Annotated in this window: 17 protein-coding genes; 8 read left to right on the top strand and 9 right to left on the bottom strand. The window is 67.3% G+C overall.

Features of this window, described 5'->3' with window-relative positions; all coding sequences use genetic code 11:
* Positions 1–27 precede the first annotated feature (27 nt).
* Positions 28–642: a TetR/AcrR family transcriptional regulator gene (locus MXF70_RS04500; protein ID WP_248517812.1), complete on the bottom strand. Its 615-nt coding sequence runs from the start codon at positions 640–642 to the stop codon at positions 28–30.
* Between the two features lie 315 nt (positions 643–957).
* Between MXF70_RS04500 and MXF70_RS04495 the strand changes: the two genes are divergently transcribed.
* On the top strand, positions 958–2,409 hold the full coding sequence (locus MXF70_RS04495; protein WP_248517811.1) for an MATE family efflux transporter: 1,452 nt from the start codon (positions 958–960) through the stop codon (positions 2,407–2,409).
* Between the two features lie 216 nt (positions 2,410–2,625).
* Entirely contained in the window at positions 2,626–3,675 is a 1,050-nt protein-coding gene (locus tag MXF70_RS04490) for a phytoene/squalene synthase family protein (RefSeq protein WP_248517810.1), read from the top strand.
* Positions 3,676–3,730: 55 nt separating this feature from the next.
* Here MXF70_RS04490 and MXF70_RS04485 read toward each other — a convergent pair whose 3' ends face one another.
* Together MXF70_RS04485 and MXF70_RS04480 are read right to left on the bottom strand one after the other, a co-directional pair.
* Complete coding sequence (locus MXF70_RS04485; RefSeq protein WP_248517809.1) at positions 3,731–4,327, bottom strand: HalX domain-containing protein; 597 nt, start codon at positions 4,325–4,327, stop codon at positions 3,731–3,733.
* Positions 4,328–4,635: 308 nt separating this feature from the next.
* On the bottom strand, positions 4,636–5,901 hold the full coding sequence (locus MXF70_RS04480) for an AGE family epimerase/isomerase (protein WP_248517808.1): 1,266 nt from the start codon (positions 5,899–5,901) through the stop codon (positions 4,636–4,638).
* Positions 5,902–6,063: 162 nt separating this feature from the next.
* Between MXF70_RS04480 and MXF70_RS04475 the strand changes: the two genes are divergently transcribed.
* On the top strand, positions 6,064–6,675 hold the full coding sequence (locus tag MXF70_RS04475) for a hypothetical protein (RefSeq protein WP_248517807.1): 612 nt from the start codon (positions 6,064–6,066) through the stop codon (positions 6,673–6,675).
* Positions 6,676–6,715: 40 nt separating this feature from the next.
* On the opposite strand, the gene thiM is transcribed toward MXF70_RS04475, so the two are convergent.
* Complete coding sequence (thiM, locus tag MXF70_RS04470) at positions 6,716–7,588, bottom strand: hydroxyethylthiazole kinase (RefSeq protein WP_248517806.1); 873 nt, start codon at positions 7,586–7,588, stop codon at positions 6,716–6,718.
* The gene (thiE, locus tag MXF70_RS04465) at positions 7,585–8,241 is read right to left on the bottom strand and encodes a thiamine phosphate synthase (protein WP_248517805.1); all 657 of its coding nucleotides are present in this window, start codon (positions 8,239–8,241) and stop codon (positions 7,585–7,587) included. The genes thiM and thiE overlap by 4 nt, the downstream gene beginning before the upstream one ends.
* Positions 8,242–8,477: 236 nt before the next feature.
* On the opposite strand from thiE, the gene MXF70_RS04460 reads away from it, so the two are divergent.
* The 3 genes from MXF70_RS04460 (at position 8,478) to MXF70_RS04450 (ending at position 12,168) form a co-directional block, all read left to right on the top strand.
* Complete coding sequence (locus tag MXF70_RS04460) at positions 8,478–9,602, top strand: multicopper oxidase domain-containing protein (protein WP_248517804.1); 1,125 nt, start codon at positions 8,478–8,480, stop codon at positions 9,600–9,602.
* A gap of 346 nt (positions 9,603–9,948) precedes the next feature.
* The gene (locus MXF70_RS04455; protein ID WP_248517803.1) at positions 9,949–10,965 is read left to right on the top strand and encodes an MBL fold metallo-hydrolase; all 1,017 of its coding nucleotides are present in this window, start codon (positions 9,949–9,951) and stop codon (positions 10,963–10,965) included.
* A gap of 195 nt (positions 10,966–11,160) precedes the next feature.
* Complete coding sequence (locus MXF70_RS04450) at positions 11,161–12,168, top strand: AAA family ATPase (RefSeq protein WP_375140839.1); 1,008 nt, start codon at positions 11,161–11,163, stop codon at positions 12,166–12,168.
* Positions 12,169–12,220: 52 nt separating this feature from the next.
* On the opposite strand, the gene MXF70_RS04445 is transcribed toward MXF70_RS04450, so the two are convergent.
* On the bottom strand, positions 12,221–12,538 hold the full coding sequence (locus tag MXF70_RS04445) for a DUF5783 family protein (RefSeq protein ID WP_248517801.1): 318 nt from the start codon (positions 12,536–12,538) through the stop codon (positions 12,221–12,223).
* 204 nt (positions 12,539–12,742) lie between these two features.
* On the opposite strand from MXF70_RS04445, the gene MXF70_RS04440 reads away from it, so the two are divergent.
* Together MXF70_RS04440 and MXF70_RS04435 are read left to right on the top strand one after the other, a co-directional pair.
* Entirely contained in the window at positions 12,743–13,996 is a 1,254-nt protein-coding gene (locus MXF70_RS04440; RefSeq protein WP_248517800.1) for an outer membrane protein assembly factor BamB family protein, read from the top strand.
* Between the two features lie 102 nt (positions 13,997–14,098).
* A complete protein-coding gene (locus tag MXF70_RS04435; RefSeq protein WP_248517799.1) occupies positions 14,099–15,235 on the top strand; it encodes a thiolase family protein in 1,137 nt (378 codons plus the stop codon).
* Between the two features lie 505 nt (positions 15,236–15,740).
* Here the strand turns inward: MXF70_RS04435 and MXF70_RS04430 are convergent.
* The 3 genes from MXF70_RS04430 to MXF70_RS04420 form a co-directional block, all read right to left on the bottom strand.
* The gene (locus tag MXF70_RS04430) at positions 15,741–16,637 is read right to left on the bottom strand and encodes a coiled-coil protein (protein WP_248517798.1); all 897 of its coding nucleotides are present in this window, start codon (positions 16,635–16,637) and stop codon (positions 15,741–15,743) included.
* Between the two features lie 294 nt (positions 16,638–16,931).
* Positions 16,932–18,797: a glycoside hydrolase family 2 protein gene (locus MXF70_RS04425; RefSeq protein ID WP_248517797.1), complete on the bottom strand. Its 1,866-nt coding sequence runs from the start codon at positions 18,795–18,797 to the stop codon at positions 16,932–16,934.
* 760 nt (positions 18,798–19,557) lie between these two features.
* The gene (locus MXF70_RS04420) at positions 19,558–21,627 is read right to left on the bottom strand and encodes a MutS-related protein (RefSeq protein WP_248517796.1); all 2,070 of its coding nucleotides are present in this window, start codon (positions 21,625–21,627) and stop codon (positions 19,558–19,560) included.
* Positions 21,628–21,817 lie beyond the last annotated feature (190 nt).

Below are 21,817 nucleotides of genomic sequence, written 5' to 3'. Positions count from 1 at the left end.
GTGAGAGAGTGTGAGAGATCGCGAGACTCAGTCGGTGCTCGACGGCCGGCCGTCGAGGAGAACTGCGCCCACGTACTCCGCTGCGGTCCGTCTGGCCGTCTCCAGAGGCGTCGTGTCATCGAGCACGACCGCCCGCGTGCGCGCGCCGTCGACGATCGTGAGCAGCGACCGGGCGACGTGTTCGGCGTCGACGTCCGCGAAGACGCCCTCGGAGATTCCGTGGTCGATCACCGTCCGGAGCACGTAGCGGACGTACTCCTCGTTCTGCTGGAACCGTTCGCCGAACGCCGGCTTGTAGGGTGCCTGGCTTCGCATCTCCAGCATCGCGATCAGCAGATCGGGATGGTCCTGTGGAGCGACCAGGAGCTTGTCGAGCAGCAGATCCAGCCGTTCCTCGGGCGCGGTCGTCTCGACCTCGTGGATCGTCTCCACGAACTGGTCGAGAATGAAGTCGAGAAACGCGGCGAGCAGATCGTCTTTCGTCTCGTAATGATAGTGGATCGCTGCGGTCGATTTGCCGTACTCCGCCGCGATCCGTTTGATCGTGAGATCGGCGTATCCATGCTCGCGGAGCGCGCGATACGTCGCTCGCATGATCTCCTCGTCCGGATCCGAGGATGACCGCTCCGGTGGATCGTCCATCGGGTCGTGTTGTCGTGGCGACCAGAAAACCGTTGTGACTCGGCCGTTAGATTGCGTGCCGAGTGGAGGCACACGGAGCACACCTCTTAGACAGCTTCAGGGCCAAATACCCGGCAAAAATACTGTTCTAAAGTCTTTTGACTAATCGGTTAGTAAGTCCAGCAGCTGACGTATGGAGGTCGCACCTAGCAGTGTCCCTCGGTTCGCGCTACGCCCCCATCGGTCGGGACGGCCACGTCTCGGACGCCGTCGGCTGGCCGCGGACCGTAGCACTGTCGCCCGCGGAACGGACGACCGCACGGAGGCCGCCATCTGATGGACGTACGCAGACGCCTCGACTCGCTGTTCAAGGGCCCAGACGAGTTCGATCTGACGTCCGGCGGCATCGGGAAACCGCTCTTCTTCCTCTCGATGCCGATCGTCGTCACGAACCTCTTCCAGACCGCCTACAACCTCGCGGATACGTTCTGGCTCGGCCAGTACAGTACGGACGCGCTCGCGGCGATCAGTTTCGCCTTCCCGATGGCGTTTCTCCTGATCTCGCTGGGGATGGGGACCTCCGTCGCCGGAAGCGTGCTCGTGGCCCAGTACACGGGCGCCGGGAAGACGGCCGAGGCCGAGTACGCGGCGTCCCAGACGATGACCTTCGCCGTGATCGCGTCGGTCCTGCTCGGCGGGATCGGCTACTTCCTGATCGAGCAGTTCCTCGGGATCATGGGTGCGTCCGACGACGTATTGCCGCTCGCGACGGACTACATGGAGGTCATCTCGCTGGGGCTCCTGTTCATGTTCGGGTTCGCGGTCTTTATCGCTCTCATGCGGGGCTACGGCGACACGATCACGCCGATGCTCGTGATGTTCGGATCGGTGGTTCTCAACATCGTGATCGATCCGTTCCTCATCTTCGGCTGGGGGCCGTTCCCCGAACTCGGCATTCAGGGCGCCGCCATCGCCACGGTGTTCTCTCGGGGGCTGGCGCTGGTCGTCGGGCTCGCGATCATGTTCCGGGGCGCGCGAGGCGTCCAGATCAACCTCCGGGATATGGCGCCAGAACTCGACTATCTGCGACGCCTCGTACGGATCGGTCTCCCCGCCTCGATCGAGGGAACCGGCCGAGCGGTGTCGATGAATCTCTTGTTGTTCATCGTCGCGCTCTTCCCCGACGCCGTGGTCGCCGCGTACGGCATCGGAACGCGCATGTTCTCCGTCGTGTTCCTCCCGGCGATCGCGGTCGCCCGCGGCGTCGAGACGATGACCGGCCAGAACATGGGCGCGGGCAAACCCGAGCGAGCCGAACGTGCAGCGGGGCTCGCGGCGAAGGTGCTGTTCGGCGTGCTGACGGTCGCTGGAATCGTCGTCTTCCTGTTCCCCGAACCCCTCGCGTCGGTGTTCGTGGGGAGCGGCCAGGAGAACGCCGACCGCGTCGTTACGGTCGCCTCGCAGTTCCTGCGATACGTCGCGCTCACCTTCGGATTCATCGGGATCATGCGGGCCTACACCGGGAGTTTCCGCGGCGCTGGCAAGACGCTCACCGCGGCCGCTATCTCCGTGGTGATGCTGGCCGTCGTCCGGTTCCCGATCGCGTGGATCGGCGCCGAGGCGATCGGCGAGCGGGGGATCTGGCTGTCATTCGCGATCTCCAACGTCGTCGGTGCGGTGATCGCATACGCGTGGTACCGGCGCGGTACGTGGCGTGACGAAGACCTCACGGAGGAGGGCGTCGACATCGGCGACGCAAACGCCGACCACCTGGCCACCGATGACTGACCGCAGAGACCGCACCGAGCGGCGGAAGCCGGAAATTGCAAGCATTACGAGACCGTCGGTAGGGGCAGACGAACGAATGCTACGGCCCACAACCGTACAGCACCCCGAAGCAGTCCCTCGAATCCCTGCTTCCTCCACGACCCCCGCGCTCGTCGCAGCAGGACTGCGCCATCCATCCCTCGTCGGGAGCCGGGTGAACGAACGGGGGCAGCGTTCGTGATCGCCCGCTCACCCCAACCGGATCTCGAGTGGTGTCACGAGGCAGTCCAGGGCGTCTCGCGCACGTTCGCACTCACCGTCGACGTGCTCGAGGAGCCGATGGCGACCGAGATTTGCCTGGGCTACCTCCTCTGTCGCGTCGCCGACACCGTCGAGGACGCCAGCCACGTGCCGCCCGCAGAGCAGGCTGCACTGCTGGAGACGTACGACGCCGCGCTCGATCCGGAGCGCGAGGAGACGATGGCACACTTTCGGGCCGACGTCGACGAGTGGCTCCCGGCACCCAGCGAGCGAACCGACGACTGGACCGTCGTCGCGAACGCGCCGACGGTGTGGGCGACGTTCGCCGAACAGCCCGACGACGTACAGGCGGCCGTCGTGCCACCGGTTCGCGAGATGGTCACCGGGATGGCGACGTTCGTGAATCGGTACGCCGACGCCGGCGGGCTCCGGATCTCCGACCAGTCCGAGCTCGAGTCCTACTGCTACTACGCTGCCGGAACGGTCGGGACGCTCATCACGAACCTGCTCACCCGCGGCGACGTCGACGATGCCCGGTCGCAGGTGCTCTACGAGACGGCCGGCTCCTTCGGCCTCCTCCTGCAGCTGGTGAACGTCTCGAAGGACGTCTACGACGACTACACGGAGGAGAACAACGTCTACCTCCCAGCGGAGTGGCTCGCCGCCGAAGACGTCGCCCAGGACGCCGTACTCGAGCCGGACAACCGCGACGCGGCCGCGGCCGTCGTCGACCGGACTGCAAGCTACGCACAGACGTTCCTCGACGACGCGCAGACGTACCTCGAGGCCGCACCGCAGGCGTTCGGGAACACCATCTCCGCGTGGTCGATCCCCTACCTGCTAAGCGTCGGGACGCTCAGGGAGCTACGCGCCCGACCGGCGGACGCGCTCACCGATGCTGGCGTCAAGGTATCGAAGCAGGAGGTCTTCGCGGTGATGGACGCCGCCCACCGCACAGACCGGGAGTCCCTCGCCGACGTTCGCGAGACGATCGCCCGCGAGCCGTTTCACCTCGCCGTCCAGTAACGAGTGAGGCGGGCAGGCTACTCGGTGACGAGAACGGCGAGAACAGCGCGGGCCCTCACTCGACGACGCGGGTTGGCTCCTCGGAGGCAGAGTCGTCCAGCGAGCGGAACAGCGCCTCGAAGTCGCGGTGTTCGAATCGGTCGACGCAGTGTTCGAGGTTGGCCTCGAGGTCGTCGATCTGACCGGTGAACTCCCGGTAACGTTCGTCGTCGAGCTCGGCGCTCGATTTGTGTTCCTCGAGGACGCTACGCTTGGAGACCAGTGCGAAGTACCGCTGGAGCGAATCCGCGTAGGCGTCGCGCGCGAGCAGCCGTTCGATCGTGCCGATCAGCTCCCCGCGCGTGAGCGGTTTGACGACGTACTCGTCGAACCCCATCTCGAGTATGTCGAAGTCGGGCTCGACGGCGGTTGCCATCGCCACGTTACAGTCGCTCCGCTCGCGGATCGCCGCGAGCACCTCGTCCCCGGGTCGGCCCGGAAGCCGTCGGTCGAGGACGACGACGTCGATGCTGTCGTCGAATAGCTCGACGGCCTCGTCGCCGTCGTGGGCGGTCGTGACGCCGTAATCGTCGTCGAGCCAGCTTTCATAGAGCCGGGCGATTTCGGGCCGGTCCTCGACGATCAGGACGGATGCTCGGTTGGCAGTACTCATGGTTCCGTGGAAGGGTAGTGTATAACCGGACGACAACTCGCGAGTAAAGTGTTATGGCCATCCGCCACAGCGACCAGAATCGTAGATAGAGAGCCTCAACAGCAGATATTTTGCAACCTTCTCGTCGCTCCGGAGTAGAATCATTCCACAGAGCGTTGTATCGATCGTGTGGGAAACGCGTCGGTTCGAGTGGCCCACACTGGGCGGGGTATGGGGTACGGCTGGCGGCGTCGGGCGCTCACTCACGCGGCCCCGACCGGGCCTGATTGGGGCCTACTGGTGCGTTCGACGACGAGACCCAGGATCGGCTACTCCGCAGCCAGCAGGTCGAGACACTCGATCATCGCGCGGCCGTTGTGGTAGGCGCCCTTGTAGAGTGCGCCTTTCCGGCCGACGGGGTCGAGATCCTCCGTGACGCCGGAGTGCCACTCGCCGACATCGTGGTCGATCTGGTAGCTCTGGATGAACGACCACGTCTCCTCGAAGACCTCGGCGTACCGCTCCTCGCCGGTCAGCTCGTACATCCGCAGCGCGCTGGTCAGCACTTCCGCCTGGACCCACCACGCCTTCACGCGGTTCGTCGCCGGCTCGCCGAGCGGGCCGAAGAAGTAGAACCCGCCGTGGTCCTCGTCGTAGCCGTACTCCAGCGAGTAGTCCCACAGCGTCGTGTAGAAGTCCTCGAAGAGCTCCTGGGAGAGGCCGAGCGCTTCGACGGCGTCCATGACGAGCCAGACGTTCTCGAGGTCGTGGCCGTAGGAGGCCAGCGCGAGATCGCCGAGCTGGGGCTCCCAGTCGGGCTCGTACTTGTCGGTGCAGGCGCCGACGCCCTTGCGGAAGACGGTGTTCGTGCAGATGTGAAGCAGCTCCTCGAGCTGGTCCGCACCGTCGCCAGTCGCCCGATGGTACTCGGTGAAGGACTCCATCAGGTGGATGTGCGTGTTCATCAGCTTGAACGACGCGTCGAGCTCCTCGTCTTCGGACTCCTTGGTCGACCAGTCGGGCTCGATGCCGTCGAGGTAGGTCCGGCCCTCGAGGATCGGCGTCCAGTCCGGTTCGAAATACTCGACGTAGCCGCCGTTATCCTCGTCGTGCGCTTCGGCGTCGAACAGCTCGACCAGCTCGTCGGCGTACTCGCGCGCCTGATTGCTCCCCGTCGAGAGGCCGCTGTCGAATGCGCGGTCGAACTCCGCGAGCGCGTAGAGCCCGAACGACTGGCCGTACATGTGCTTGTTCGGCTTGGTGACGGTGCCGTCGCGCTCGACCTGCCAGTAGAAGCCGCCGTGCTCGTCGTCCCACATCTCCTCGAGGATGAACTCGAGGCCCTGCTCGGCGGCCTCGCGATAGTCGCCGTAGCCCTCGCGGTCCAGACGCGAGAAGAACCAGACGAAGCGGGCCTGCGTGACGATCTGCTTTTCGCTGGTGCCGGCAAAGTCGCCTGCAGCGTCGTAGCTCGTGACGTAGCCGCCGTGTTCCTCGTCGATGCAGCGGGGATACCAGAAGTCGACGATGGACTCATCGAGGGTCGTCTCCACTGCCGGGGCGTACTCCTCCCCGAGCGTGCTGAGGTCAGCCATACCGAGAATCGCGCCGCCCGGGAATTAATCCGTTGCGTTCGCGGCCGGGTCGCGCTCGGTCGCACCATGTCGGAATCAATCGGGACGGCCGCGGTCGATCGTCGGTCAGACTGTGGCTACAGCCACCGGCAATTATTTCTGGCACGTGGCCATCCCGCCGGTATGAAGCGACGCAGACTGCTCGGCGCGGTCTGCGGTGGGCTCTCCCTGCAGCTGGGCGGCTGTCTCGAACACGACGGGTCCGATGGAGCGAACGGCAGTCAGCCGAGCGGGACGACCGACGGTCCGGAGGGGTGCAGCGGCGAGGGCACTCACCAGTCAGACGGCGGCATGGCCACGGACGCGTTTCAGGACGAGCCGTGTCCGCCCTACGCCACCGACGCCGATCGGACGGTCTGCTCGCACACGGTGGATCCGGAGACGGCGTCGAGGGTGCTCGAGGCGGCGCCCGTTCGGACGACGCTGGACGACGGGCAGCCAAGCGATGAGATCACCCTCAGCCTTCACAACCTCGGATCCGCTGCGGTCGAGTTCAATCCGCATAGCTGGTCCCTCTGGGAGAGAACTGCCACGGAGTGGCAGACACTCGAAGCGGAGCTCCATGGGAACGGGAGGATGACGCTGGACCCAGGTTGTTCGACCTCGTGGACGTTCGTGGACGTGGTCTCGTCGGTCCGGATCGACCCAGATCTGTCGCCAGGTCGGTACGCCGCCGAGATTTCGGTATCGGGCACCGCGTACACCACCCTGGTCGAGTTCTCGGCGTCGGAGTGACAGAGGGATCGGCCAGTCGGCCCTCGAAAAACGACTCGCCCTACCGCTCGGCGACCAGTTCGACCCGCGAGGCGAGTTCGGCGTCGTCGACGCCGTCGGCGGCCATGCCGGCAACCGCGTCCTGGAACGCCGTCCGGTAGCTCGCTGGGCCGTTCCACTGGTCGTCGGCCGCCGCTGCCCGCTCGCCGGCGATGCCGAAGGCCGCCGTCCCGGCGACCGCCGCCTCGAAGATGTTCTCGACGCCGAGCCCGCCAGCGAAGACGGCAGCGGTGACGCCGAGCATGCAGCCAGAACCGACGAAGGAGCCCATCATCGGATCGCCGCAGGCGACCTCGAACGCCGCATTGGCGTCCGCGACGACGTCGGTCTCGCCGCTCGCGACGACCACGGCGTCGGTGTCGGCGGCGAGCGCCATCGCCGTCTCGGCGATCTGGGAGTACTCGCCGACGGATTCGACGCCCTGGACCTCGGCGTCCTCGCCCGCGAGCGCGGTCACTTCGCCGTAGTTGCCCTTCACGATCGAGACGCCGACCTCGTCGAGGATTCGCTCGGCGACCTCGTTCCGGGCCGGGGTCGAGCCCACGCCGACGGGGTCGAAGGCGACCGGCGCGCCGCCTTCGTTTGCGGCGTGCCCCGCGGCGATCATCTCGTCCTCGTTCTGGTCGACGGTGCCCATGTTGAGATAGAGCCCCGCCGCCGCGCCGGCCATATCCTCGACCTCGCGGGGATCGACCGCCATCACCGGGAGGCCGCCCCAGTGGAGCGTGACGTTCGCGACCTCGCTGACCGAGACGTCGTTCGTGATGCAGTGGACGAGCGGAGGCTGCTCTGCGACCGCGTCGAGTGCATCGGCGAGCGTGACGTCGAGGGGGTTGCCACCGTCACACCGGACTGCCGGCGTTTCGTCGCTCATCGGGCCGTCACCCCCTGAGAGACTGCGCTGGCGAGATCGCGCGTCGCGGCGGTGGGATCGTCGGCCTGCGTGATCGCGGAGATCACGGCGACGCCGTTCGCGCCGGCAGCGACGACGTCGCCGGCGTTCTCGGCCGTGATCCCGCCGATACCGACCATCGGCAGATCGGTGACCTCTCGGACGGCTCGGATTCCTTCGGGCCCGAGATCGCTCTCTTCGGGTGGCTTGTCCTTGGAGTCTGTCGGGAAGATCGCTCCGACGCCGAGATAGTCGGCGCCCGCGCTCTCCGCGGCGCGGGCGGCCTCGGGCGTCGCAACCGACCGGCCGACGATCGCGTCTGGCCCGAGCTGCTCGCGAGCGACGGCGACGGGCAGGTCACTCTCGCCGAGGTGGACGCCGTCGGCGTCGATCGCCACCGCGAGATCGAGGCGGTCGTTGACGATCAGCGGAACGTCGGCATCGGCGGTCAGTTCGCGGAGCTTGCGGCCGAGGTCGTACCGGGCGCGTGCGGAGGACTCTTTCTCTCGAAGCTGGACGACGTCGACGCCGCCGTCGATCGCTGCCTCGACGATCTCGACCGTGCTGCGACCGGCCGAGGCGTCGGCCTGGGTCACGAGGTAGACGGTCGGATCGTCGTCGGTGAAGACGCTCATCGGTCACACTGTGTGACGAAGGGATTTGGGTGTGGTGCATCCGGGTGGTCAGCACACGAGGCGAGGCGTCTTCTCGATGAGGAGCCGAGCCTGGGTGTTCACTGCAAACCGTTCGCTCCGCCCGTCAGACGGTACCGTGTCACCCTCTGTCGTTCCGAATCGGTGCGGTGGCATTCCCACGATCTGGAAACTGGCGGAGCCGACCTAACCCTGAACTCCCAACTGCCAAGTACACGATGACGAACACGATCGGTGCACCCGGCTCGGAGTGGACGCGTCGAGATTTCGCGAAAGCCACTGGCGGCGTCGGGCTGCTCGGCCTCGCCGGCTGTACGGTGCCGGACCAGATCGGCTCGGCCACCGCACAACAGAGTGATCTCCCCGCCGCTGGACCGCCACAGGTTGTCGACGTCACCGAACAGAACAACGAGGTGACGCTCCGTTCGGTCACGTCCCACCTTCCCGTTCACCCCGAAAGCACGCTGGGCGGGCCAGTCCAGCTCCCTCGCGTCTGGGCGTGGCAGGCCGACGACCGCGAGCCGAGCGTCCCCGGTCCCGTGATCCGCACCAAAGAGGGCGAGGACATCGAGGTCACCCTCGACAACACGGACGCCGACATGCCCCACACGGTCCACTTCCACGGCGTCCGGAAGACCTGGGAGAACGACGGCGTGCCGACGACGACGGGAATCACCGTCCAGCCCGGCGAGAAACACACCTACGAGATTCCGGCGAACGTGCCCGGCACGCACCTCTACCACTGCCACTTCCAGACCCATCGTCACATCGACATGGGGATGTACGGCTTCTTCCGCGTCGATCCAGAAGGGTACGAGCCCGCCGACCAGGAGCTGTTCATGACGATCAAGGACTGGGACTCGCGGCTCAACCGCATGCTGAACGGCGAGGACGTCTCCTACTCGCCGCGGAATCGCCACCCGGACGTCTTCACGATCAACGGACGCTCGGCGCCCCGCACGCTCCACCCCGAAGATGGGTCACCGGTGATCGTCTCCCAGGGCGACACCGTTCGGATCCACTTCGCCAACAACGGCTACATGAGCCACCCGATGCACACGCACAACCATCGGTTCCGGCTCGTCGAGAAGGACGGCTCGCAGGTGCCCGAGGCCGCCCAGTACGAACAGGACGTCATCAACGTCGCGCCAGCGGAACGCAAGACCATCGAGTTCGAGGCCGACGCCGATCCCGGCATCTACCTCATGCACTGCCACAAGGTCGCCCACGCGATGAACGGTGACACCTACCCTGGCGGGATGGTCGGCGGCATCGTCTACGAGGAGGCGATGGACTCGGATATCTTCACGAAGCTGATGAACTACGCCGGCTACGAGGGCTAAGGCCGCCATCGCGGGCGGATCGCTGACCGCCGGCACCCAGCCGTACGTCCGCCACTTCCTATCGGATCGTACGCTCTCCAGCAGCGCACGCTCCGATGTTTGCGATCCCGACACCTTCGGGATCCAGAGGCGCTGCGGGCGATTCCGGCGCGAGCACCCCACTCCGCCTGAGGCGTCACCTCGTCGGCGTCGCAGGGAGTCGCCGACTCGTTTCGGGGCCACTCGGGAGCGGGGCAGCTCAAGAGCCGCGAGGAGTGAATCCCCCGTTCTGGCCCAGCGGAACAACCCGGCGCTGTAGCGTCACCCGTTCACGAACGCATTAGGTGGTGGCGGCAGAGGTACGCCCATGTTCGAGCGGGTATCGGTCCCGACGCCGTTCCAGGTCGGGCCCGTCAACGCCTATCTCGCGGGTCGAACGGTCGTCGATCCCGGACCCGATAGCGAGGACGCGCTGTCGGCACTGGAGTCGGGGCTCGCGGCGCGTGACCTGACGATAGCCGACGTCGAGCAGGTGCTCGTCACGCACGCACACCCGGACCACTTCGGGCTCGCGAAGAGATTGCGTGAGCATGGAGCGACCGTGCTGGCGAGCCCGGAAGCCGCCGGGATCATGCGGGACTTCGAGGGGCGACTGGAGTACGAGCAGTCGTACTTCACGGCGCTGTTCGAGGCCCACGGGATGGCCCCCGAGACGACCCAGACCGTCACCCAGCTTCCCGAAGCCTTCGTGGAGTTCGCGCCCTCGACGGCGGTCGACCGCGAGATCGACGGCGGCGACACGGTGACGATCGACGGCGGAACGGTGGCCGTCCGCGATCTCGTCGGCCACTCCGAGCACGAGCTGGCGATCGAGTGGGGGAGCGAGTCGACGGCCGGAACGGCCGGCGACGACGAGTTCGCGGCGATCGTTGGCGACCACGTTTTGCCGGATACGACGCCGAACCCATTCCTCCAGCCGCCGACCCGCGAGGCAGGGTCGACGAGCGTTCCGGAGTACGACGGGCTGGCTGCCGTCGACGACGCCCGATCCCAGCCGCTGATCGCGTTCAACGAGTCGCTACGCGACCTGCGAGCGGTCGGTCACGACCGCATGCTGCCGGGCCACGGCGATCAGATCGACGACCCGGCGAGCCGGATCGACGAGATCCTCGCCGCCCACGAGGAGCGCTCGGCCGACGTCCTCGAGATCCTCGACGACCCTGCGACCGCCGTCGACGTGATGCAGAGTCTGTTCCCGGATCTCGCCGTGATCGACTACTTCCCGGGCATGAGCGAGGCGATGGGTCACCTCGACGTCCTCAGTGAGCGCGGCGAGATCGTCCGCGAGGAGCGCGAGGGAACGCTCGTCTTCCGGACCGCCTGAGTGGCCTCGGGGACCGCAGTGCAGCGTCACCGACGCTTGCTCGGTTCCGTGTGGTGTGGTGTGGTGTGGTGACCGCGAAATGAAGGAGCCGGCGCGGGCAAAAGAGCTAACGCCCTCGCCCCCCAGAACCGGGACGTGTCGAACGATTCGCCCGCTCGCGGGGACGCTGCCAACGACGACCAGCCCGGCGAGCGGATCGGTGACGTCGTCGAACGAATCCGCGCCCGCCGAGAGGAATCCGAGGAGCGCGGAACCGGCGACAGCGACGGCGTCATCGCCGATCAGCTCGACGTCGTCGAGAACCGTCTGCTCTCCTTTACCCGGGCGCTCGGCGCCGACCTCGACGACGTCTCGGAGCTGCCGTTCACCGAGGAGGCCGCCCAAGACGAGATGCCCTCCGCGCTGTACGTGCGCCACGACGAGGTCCTCCTGAACCAGGTGACGAGCTGGCTGCTCCAGGACCAGCACATCGGCCTGGTCTCGCCCTACGGCACGGGGAAGACCGCCTTCCGCGAGGTCGCGCTACGGGATCTCCGCGCCCACGACGACTTCGTCGTCGCCCACGTCGAGAACCCACGGGACACCACGCCGCGACAGCTCTACGGCGAGGTGCTCGAGGCGGCCTACGATGCCGGCTACGAGCTCGATACGGCGCAGTTCACGCAGGCGCGCGACGGCATCCCGTGGGCCACCGACGAGGCCAGGCAGGCCGTCCGGCAGATGGCCGAGGAGATCCGCGCCGACGACCGGCGACCGCTCCTGATCGTCGACGAGATCGAGGTGCTTCCCGCAGAGTTGCTCTCGCCGCTCCAGACCGCCGGCGACGCCGGCGTACGACTCTTCCTGCTCGGCACGCCCGAGGGGAAGGATCGCATCGCGAATCTACGCGGAACGCTCGACTCCCGACTGCGCTACTACGAGGGGATCGAACCGTTCGACGCCGACGCCGTCGAGGAGTACGTCGAGCGCTCACTCGCCTACATGCGCGGCGAGCGCTACGACGGCCAGAGCCAGACGCTGTTCACCCGCGACGCGATCGAGGACGTCGCAGAACGGAGTGGCGGGAACGCTCGCGAGGCCCGGATCGAGTGCCGGGAGCTGTTCACGCGGGCGGCGTTCGTCTGGGACCGGACCGGCCAGTCCATCGACCGGATTCAGGTGACGCCGGAGCTCCGACACCGCCGGTTCGGGATGGACGGCTGAGTTCCAGGGTACGATCGTCCGCTCGCAAGAAACGCAGACAGCTCGCCAGCGACTACACCGAGAACGTCCGCGCGATCTCCGATTTCAGCTCCTCGACGTACGTCTCCATGACGCCCTCGAACTTCGCCTCGTCGACGAGCACGCCGTCGAGTCGGTCGTAGGGATCCTCGGGCAGCTCGATGCGGAACTCGCCGTCGCCCTCGTAGAACGGCTCGCTCTCTGCGAGCACCTGCTGGTCGATCGCGTGGACCAGCTCCGAGTCGTAGGCGTCGTTCATCGTCTCGAAGGCGTTCTTGTAAGCGCGCTGGAGCTTCGGGAAGTCCTCGACGTACTTTCGGGAATCGAAGGTCTCGGGGTCGAGATCACTCATAGGCGGTGAGAGCGGCGGAAGCGGGAAAAGTCGCGCGATCGGGCGGGATCGCTGGCGCCGGGGGTGACAATCGGTCCCCGGCTCGCGAGCAGCGCCCGAGGCACCTCTGCAGGAACCGACGTCGATGAAAAGCTTCCCATGCGGTATTTCCCACTATATCGTTTCGTGAAATATTTACTGTACAGACGCCATAATTTCGATACAGTGAGCGACGATATTCGGCGACGGCGCGTGGTGCAGTCGATCGGCGCAGTGGGTGCGGCGGTGCTCGCGGGTTGTTCCTCAGACGGTGGCGGGGGATCCCCCGAGAACGAGTCGTCCGGGACGACCCCTGCAAACGGGTCGACGAGCGACGAGCCGGGACGCTCGACCGACGACAGCCATCCACAGAACGCGTGGCCGCGCTACGGCTCCGATGCGGGGGAGACGAACGCGAGTCCCGGACCGGCGCCGGTCGCCGAGTCGTTCGAGGAAGCCTGGCGGATCGAAAACGTCGCCAGCGCCCAGCCGGTCGCCGACTCGGAGTATCTCTACGTCCACGCTGGCGAGTCGATCAGGTGCATCGGCTACGACGGCGATCTCGAATGGGAGGTCTCGGCCGGTAGCGCCTCGAATCTGATGCGGTACGACGACACGCTCGCGTACTTCGGCGACGGCGTCTACTATCTCCTCGACGCGACGAACGGCGACCGGATCGCGAGCCTGCAGACGGAGGGGCCTCTCAGCCTCGATACGTTCACCTTCCACGAGGGGCTGCTCGTGACCGGCATGGACGAGCTCGGGCTGGGCGATCCCTGGCTCGCCGCCACCGACGTCGAGAGCGGCGAGGAGCGCTGGCGGGTGACCGTCCCCGCGCCGAAATCGGGAGTGGTGGTCGGGGACGTCGTTCTCGCGACGGACCAGAACGCGATCGGCGCCTACGATCTGGAGAACGGGTCGGCCAGGTGGGAGACCGAGCACGACGCCATCGGGCCCGTGATGACCGCCGACGAGCACGGCGCCTTCGGCACGCTGTCGGGTGGTGTGCTCTCGCCGACGGAGCTGTTCGCCCACGAGGTCGACAGTCCAGAACGCCGCTGGCGCAGGGGGCTACCCGCCGAGGAGAGCGTGATCGATCTCGCGCTCGACGAGGAGGCGCTCTACGTGATCCAGTCCCACGCCGTCAGCGCGCTCGACCGGGAGACGGGCGAGACGAACTGGTCGTTCAACGCGACGGGGGAGATCACCGGCAATCCGCTTCTCACGCCGTCCGCGCTGTATCTCCACGAGGAGGAACTGATCGAGATCGTCGACCCGGAAGCCGGCGAGCAGCAGCAGGTCATCGGGACCGAGTCGCTCCTCGGCACGGAGGATCCACCGGTCTGGTACGACATGATCCCCGCCCACGGCCGACTCTACGTGGGACTAGCTGCTGCCCTCCACGACGACCCGCTGCTGGCGCTCGACGCGCCGGCGTGAGTGGCCGAGTGGCGGCTGGCGCGCTCGGCGACCGACGCCAACTCCACACCACGGGTTCGCGGTTTGTCAGGGTTTAACATGACCGAGACCGACGAGTGGTGTATGGCACCGTCTACGCCCGTCGTCGTTCGCGCGTATCGCACAGCCCAAGGGAAAGAGGACGGCGTCTTCGCCGACGTCCGATCCGAGGACCTCTCCGTCCCGCTGATCGACGAGATTCTCGCCGACACCGGACTCGATTCCGAGGCCATCGACGACCTCATGTGGGGTTGCGCCCAGCAGCGCGGCGAGCAGGGGAACAACCTCGCTCGCGTGATCGCCCTCCTCTCGGAGCTGGGCGAGTCCGTCCCTGCGACCACGATCAACCGCTGGTGTGCCTCCTCGATGCAGGCGGTGATCTCCGCCTCGGACGCCGTCGCCTCGGGCAACCGCGACGCGGTCATCGCCGGCGGCGTCGAGTCGATGAGCCGCGTTCCGATGGGCGAGAACACCCACAACGTCCATCCGCGGCTCGCCGAGCTCTACAACATCGGCGAGCTCCAGATGGGGATGACAGCCGAGGCCGTCGCCGAGCGCTACGATGTTCCACGCGAAGCCCAGGACGAGTACGCCCTCGAGAGCCACCGCCGTGCCGCCGCGGCGACCGACGAGGGCCGCTTCGACGATCAGATCGTCCCAATCGAGACCGAGGACGGAACGGTCGACGAAGACGAGGGGATCCGCCGCGATACGGATCTCGAGACGCTGGCCGGACTCCCCACGGTGTTCAAAAGCGACGGGAGCGTGACACCGGGGAACGCCTCCCAGGTCAGCGACGGAGCGGCGGCGACGCTCGTCACGAGCGAGGCGTTCGCCGAAGAGCACGACCTCGAGATCATGGCGACGATCGGCGCGAACAACGTCGCCGGCGTCGACCCGCGCGTGATGGGGATCGGTCCCGTCCCCGCGACAGAGGGGCTCCTCGAGCGTAACGGCCGCTCGATCGACGAGTACGATCTCGTCGAGCTCAACGAGGCGTTCGCGAGCCAGACGCTCTACGCCCGGGACGAGCTCGGGATCCCAGACGACCAGTTCAACGTCAATGGCGGCGCGATCGCCGTCGGGCATCCCCTCGGCGCCTCCGGCGCGCGACTGCCGGTCACGCTGATCCACGAGCTGCAGGAGCGCGGCGGCGGCCGCGGGCTCGCGACGCTCTGCGTCGGGTTCGGGCAGGGCGCCGCGATCGAGTTCGAGGTCTGAACGAGGAAGCTGCGTTTTCTTTAGTGGGGATTCCGCCTACGGAAGCCCCCTCCCGCTCGCGGATTCTAACTCGTTGCGCGCGGCTTCGCTACGCTCAGCCGTGCTTACGTCGTTACAATCCACGACCGGTCGGCCCCTTCCGGAGCCCCACCCCACAGGTTTGCGTAGACTGGCCAAACACCGGTGGGAAAGCGCGGTGGCGCGCGTTTCGCGGCTGTGCGAGCAGCCGCGTAGCGTGCGAGGGACGACTGAGCGTACGCGAGGGAGGAGGTTGGGGAGGGTGAGGTTGCGGTTGGGTGGGAAATCGAAAGGGGCAGAGCGGTCGGCTGTCCCCGGGTGAAGTAAGCACTGCAGCGAGGGAGGTACGACCGAGCGAAGCGCGCAACGAACCCCGGGTCATCGAGCGTTCTGGGGCTTTCGAACGTCGAATATTTTTAATCGGAGACCTCAGCAGTCGCTCGAGGATATCGAAAAACGTGAGAAACCGCAGATTACGCGATCGCGTTCAGAGCAGCCCCGTCTTCTGGAGCTTCATCAGGTCCTCGGTGTCGAGGGTCTCGCCGTCCTTGAACTTCTGGTAGATCTCCTCGGCCTCCTCCTTTGCGTCCTCCTTCTTCTCCTGGCGCTCGGTCTTGCGCTCTTCTTCCTCTTCCTTGTCGAGCTCGCGCAGGCGCTTCTGGACGCGCACGAAGTCCTCGTGGTGGCGGTCGGCGGCCTCCTGGGCCTCGACGAAGAGTTCGTGCATCTCGTCGGCCTCGTCACGGATGTCGTCGGCCTCTCGGTAGGCCTCGATCATCTCGTTGTGGTGCTCCTGGGCCTCGTCCGCGAGGGAGGTCACCTTGCGGTGGTGTTTGGACGCTTCCGATCGGACCTCCTCGGCCTCCTCCTTGAGCCCCTCGAGGTCGCCGGAGTTGTCGAGCTTCTCCTTGCGGGACTGGTACTCCTCCCGTTTCTCCTCGATCTGCTCGATGAGCTCGCGCTCGTCCTCGGAGCTGAGCACCTCGGTCTGCTGCTTGAACTCGAGGTCCTCGATCTCCTCTTCGAGCGTGTCGAGGCTCTTGCCGTCCTCGAGCTCGAGGTCCTGCTTCTCGTCGTCGACTTCGTCGAAGAGCTCGTTGGCCTCGGCGTTGAGCTCGTTGCGCTGTTCCTTGTGGGACTGGACCAGCTCGTTGAGCTCGTCGCGCTTCTCGCGATGATCCTGGGCCTCGTCGACCTTCTCGCGGGTGGCCGCGTTGAGATCGTCGCGCTTGCCGGCCCGTTCGGAGGCCATCTGGTTGAGTTCGTTGCGCCGGTCCCGAAGCTGGCCGGCTCGTTTGATCAGTTCGCCCTTCGACTCGGACTCGAGGTCCTCGTCGGTGAGTTCAATGTTATCCGCGTCGTCGAGTGTGTCTACGTCTGCCATGTATTCAATCGTGCCTCTGTGCCATACTGCACTGGGAGATGGCGTCGCTCCGGAAGCTGACGACCCGCCACAATAGTTCGTGTCGTTCTTCCGCGTGCGATACCACTGACTCCAGTGACGTTCTGGGTACCCACACCTTTCGCCCGCCCATTTGTAAAGGTACCGGTGAATTAGCGTGAAAACGGCTAGCACGGGCCCGCTACCGCCGTGTTAGCCCAACACACGGTTGTGAAGGTCGGGGACGAGGTGCGAGCAGTTGGGAGCGCCGCCGAGACCGTAGCGCCGAGGCACCAGTCACCAGATCGACAGGTCGTAGGAGTTCGTCACCGTTCCCTCATCGAGTCTGTACTCGAGCGTGAGCCGGTCGGCCCTGTCCGGCACCGAGACCGCCCCACCGTCGGCCCGGTCGAAGGCGCCGACGCTGACGTCGGTCGCTCCGGTCTGGCCGCCGGCGGTCCAGGCCAGCTCCCCGGTCCGCTCCGTCCCCGTGTCGTTGCAGACAGTGATCCCGACGCTGCCGCCGACCGGCGGGCCGTCGAGCACCGCCTGCAGCGGCTGGAACCCGCTCGCGACCGACTGGAAGGCGGTCTTGCGCTCGCCCTCCGCCGTCAGGACGCCCATGCCGCCGGCGACGTCGGCGTCCACCAGCGAGTCCAGCACGATCGTCCCGACGCCCTCGCGCCGGAGCGCGTCGAGGACCGTCCGGACCGTTCGCGCCTGCTCGCGCTGGCTGACGGCCGGATCGTCCCGACCACCGGCGGAAAGGGCGTCGCGATCGATCCCCGCCGCGTTGCCGTCGCCCGGTCGCGAGAGCGAACCGGCCCCGAAGCTGCCGACGACATCGCCGACCTCGGGATACTGCTCGAGCAGCCACTCGACGTCGGTGTCGGCGAGGTAGCGCCAGCCCGGGTAGGCGTGGACGGCGTCCGCGTCGGTTCCTGGCGGGCCGGTGATCGGGAAGACGACCGCGTCCGACGGCAACGAGCCCGACACCGCCTCCGCGCCCGCCGCGTCGTAGCTCGAGCGCCACGCCCGCCAGCGGAACTTCATCTTGTCGAGCAGCCCGCTGCCGATCGCGCTGCCGAAGGGGTCGACCGGGTCGTCGTGGACGCCCCAGCAGACCAGGCTCGGATGGTTCCCGCGCGAGGCCGCGAGCGCCCGTGCGACGTTGCTCCCGCGTTCGACGTCGATATCGCCGGGGCCGACGATCGGGAGGTCCTGCCAGTAGAGGAGGCCCGCTTCGTCGCAGGCCTCGGCGAGCCGCTTCGGCGGAACGTGCGACCGCGCCCGGACGAGCGTCGCGTTCGCTGCCTGGGCCTGCTCGACGACGTCGTCGGGATCCGCCGTCGGTGGCACCGTCACGCCCCGCGGTCGGTGGCGGTGGCCGTTCAAGAGGAGGTCGCCGCGATCGCGCTCGACGTCGACCAGCCCCGTCGTCGCCGAGCGCTCGTACCCGCCGAGCTTCGCCCGGACGGTGTAGCGGGGCTGATCGCCAAGCTCCGCCGGCCACCACCGCCGCTCGTCGCCGATCTGCAGCGAACCCTCTGCGCGGACCCGCTCGCCGGCCTCCGCAGTCACTTCCACCCGCTCCATCGTCCCGCCGCCACGGAACCCCTCCGGGCGCAGCGTCAGCGTCAGCCGGTCGTCGATCGGCTCCGCGGCGTCGATCAGCGCAGACAGCTCGATCGTCGACTCCTCGCCGCTCGTGTCGCCCATCACCGTCAGGTCGTGGACGTACACCGACGGCACCGCCTCGACCGAGACGTCGCCGCGAATCGACGGCACGCGTGCCCGCGCCGGCACCGCGTCCGTATCTTCGATGCCGCCGAAGCGATCCTCCGGCGCCGTGCAGACGACCACCAGCTCGTTCTCCGCCATCGGCGAGAACGGCGCCCGGATCGGCGACGCCCAGTCCCCGCGCACGAGCTGCTGGCCGTTCAGGTAGACCGTCGCACTCGCGTAGACGCCCTCGATCGTGAGGAGCCCACGCTCGACGTCCGCGTCCCGGGGATCCGCGAACCGGGTACGGTAGGCGACCTGGTCCGCGCCCGCGAGCGAGGCCGGTCGGCCCGGCACCTCCACGCGCTCCCACGAATCGGGCTCCGGCGGACCCGCGCCCCCACGATCGTCGACGACGGCTCCCTGCCACTCGAACTCCATTCGATGATGGGGACACGCCCGCGTGACAAAAAGGGTACGCCACTGAACGCGGCTGTTGGTCCGTGGGTTCGTGGAGTGAGAGCCGCGGCAGCTACAGCCCACGGAAGCCCCCTCCCGCTCGACGCAGCTACCTCGCTGTCGCCGAAAATCGGAGATTTTCGAGATCAGACGGGAGCACCGCTCCCGTCGACCTCGCGAGACCGAAGGTCTCGCTCAGTGACGAGAGACGCAGAGCGTCTCTCGAACCACGCGCGGCGTCGCTTCGCTCGCCGTGCTTACGTCGGTACCTGCGACGAGCGGTCGGCCCCTTCCGAAGTCCCACCCCGTCAATTGCCCAATCGAGCTACGTTCTGTGGGTGCTGTGGCGCGCGTTTCGCGGCTGTGACAACAGCCGCGTAGCGAGCGAGGTCTTCGTGAGCGAAGCGAACGACGGCTCGGAAGACGAGCGGAGCGACGTCTTCCGGTGGACGACCGAGCGAAGCGAGGGAGGAGGTTGGGGAGGACGAGGTTGCGGTAAGCGGAGCGGGGTGGGACTTCGAAAGGGGCCGGGCGTCTCGGCTGTCCCCGGGCGAAGTAAGCACCGCAGGGAACGGAGTGACTGAGGAGCGCAGCGAGCGTCACGCGAACGAAGTGAGTGTGACCTCGAAAGACGAGCGAAGCGACGTCTTTCGGTGCCCGGGATTCCGAGCGCTCGGGGGCTTTCGGGACCCGCAATCAGATGGCCCTCGATATTCCGATCGCTACGCCCGAATTCGTTCCGTCAGAATTTCGCTAGCAGGTCTTCGTAGAAATCCTCCCCTTGCTCGTCGGCGAGCTTCTCGACGATCAGCTCCGGCGTCGAGCGCGCGAGATGATCCTTCCGCGGCGACCGATCGACGACCAACTCCCCGTCTTCGAGCCCCTCGGCCTGGATGCCGTCGACGGCCACGTCGAAGGCCGCGGTCTCCGCGATCTCGCCGGCGAGGTGCGAGACGAAGATGCCGGTCGCGTCCTGGTCGTGGAGCGCTTCGAGCACTCCGGCGACGATCTTCGCGGAGGCGCCGGGCTCGGTGATCGATTCGAGTTCGTCGACGAGCACGAGCGCGCCGTCCTCGCCAGCGGCCAGCTCGCCGAACTCCCGGACGGTCGCCTCGAAAGCGCCGGCGTCGAGCGTGCCCTGGGTCTTGGCGTGGTAGTGCAGCGCGTCGAACCGCGTGAGGGTGACGTCGTCGGCCGGGACTGGCAGCCCCATCTGGGCGAGCGTCACCGTCGCGGCCACGAGATCCAGCGTCGACGTCTTCCCGCCGCTGTTGACGCCCGAGAGCAGGGCGACGCCGCCGACGGCGTAGTCCACCGGCTCGATGGCGTCCGGCGGCTCGTCGAGCAGGGGCGATCGGCCGCCCTCGATGTCGATCCAGCCGGCCTCGGAGTCCTCGTCCACGACGACACCCTCGGGCGGACTGACCGCCGATCGACCGTCACCGGCGAGCGTCGAATCCGCGTCGCCCGCCACGTCCGCATCCGCGAACTGCGGCATCGAACAGTCGAAATCCTCGGCGAATCGGGCGATCGCGAGCTCGACGTCGAGCTCCAGTGCGGCCCGGACGAGCGCCCGGGCGTCCTCGCGCATCCCGGCGAGGTCGTCGGCCAGCTCGCGCTTGCGTTTGGCCGCGCGGCGCTCGGCCTCCGCCCGGAGCGATTCGCGCAGCCGGGAGAGTTCGTCGTCGTTGCGCTCGACGGGGAAGGCGGGATCCTCCGGGATGATCCGGCGGGCGCGCTCGGCGTCGGTGCCGTCGAGTTCGAGCGCGTCGACGAGATGCTCGCGAGCGGCCTCGACCGCCTCGGCGTGTTCGTCGGCCAGCTCGCGGTCGAGGATCGATTCGACGCCGGCGCCCTGCTCGACCAGCGACAGGAGATCCGCGCCCTCCACGGAGACCTCGCGTTCGCGCAGGGAGTCTCGCAGGTGGTCGGTCGCGACGCTCTCGGCGGTCGAGACCGTCGTATCGAGATCGTCGAGCGCGGTCTGGAGCCGCTCCAGCTCCTCGTCGCCGACGGGCTCGCCGTCCTCGCCGAGGCGTTCCAGCGCCGCCTCCAATGCGTCGAGATCCAACGGCGCGTCGAGGTCCGCAGCGCGATGCACAGCAACCGCGGCGCGCAACGACTCGCGGTTCGACGCGAAGAAGGAGAGCGCCCGTTCGGGCACCACCTCTGCCGGGCGCTCCAGCGCGTCGGGCTCGACGCGCACGTCGCCGTCGACGTCCACGCCGGCGAAGGACTCGTCGAGCGCGACGACGGTGGCGTACCCTCGGGCCAGCTCCGCGAGCCCGCGGGCGTCGTCGACGACCTCGATCGCGACCTCGGGGATCGCCTCCTTCGCTTCGGAGTACCGTTCTGCGTCCGTCGTCGCGAGGCAGCGATCGCGCACCCTGACGTCCGAGGGCGCGGAGAGCGGCTCGACGCCCGACAGCGCCTCGAGCACCGCATCGTCGGGCTCGCGCTCCATCGCCAATCCCGCGATCGACCGGGCCTCCTCGATTCGTGACGCCGCGGCGGAGGGGTAGAACGTCTCCAATCGACGGGCGGCGTAGCTCGTCACGGTGCGGTCCTGAAGGAGATCGAGCAGCGCCGAGTGAATCTCACGCGTGCGATCGGTCCCGAGGAACCCCCCGGGATCGTCGTGCTCGGCCCGGATCGCGCCGCGGGCGATCCGCGCGGCACGGCCCGGCGTGACCCCCGGTGCCTCCGCGATCCGGGCGACGTTGCCCTCCCGGAGCGCTCGCTCGGGGTCGTCGAGATCCGCCAGGGCGTCGGCCGTCTTCTCGCCCACGCCCGGGATCGCCTCGAGGTCCATCTACGGGGGTCGAACGCACGTGTAGAGAAAAAGCTCCCGACAGCGGGGTGAAAGTAGTTGCCAGTTGCGTACCACGTCGAGCACGCCGCGGGGGCGAGACAGCGAGGCTCTAAACAGCCGGTAGCAACTGAACTGTCGCCCAGGAAACGGGGAACCGACGTTCGATCGTCGGCGCCGGTCGAGCGTGGGT

Source organism: Salinarchaeum laminariae, assembly GCF_023204835.1.
Lineage (GTDB): Archaea > Halobacteriota > Halobacteria > Halobacteriales > Salinarchaeaceae > Salinarchaeum > Salinarchaeum laminariae.
This window is presented reverse-complemented; position numbering and strand designations above follow the sequence as displayed.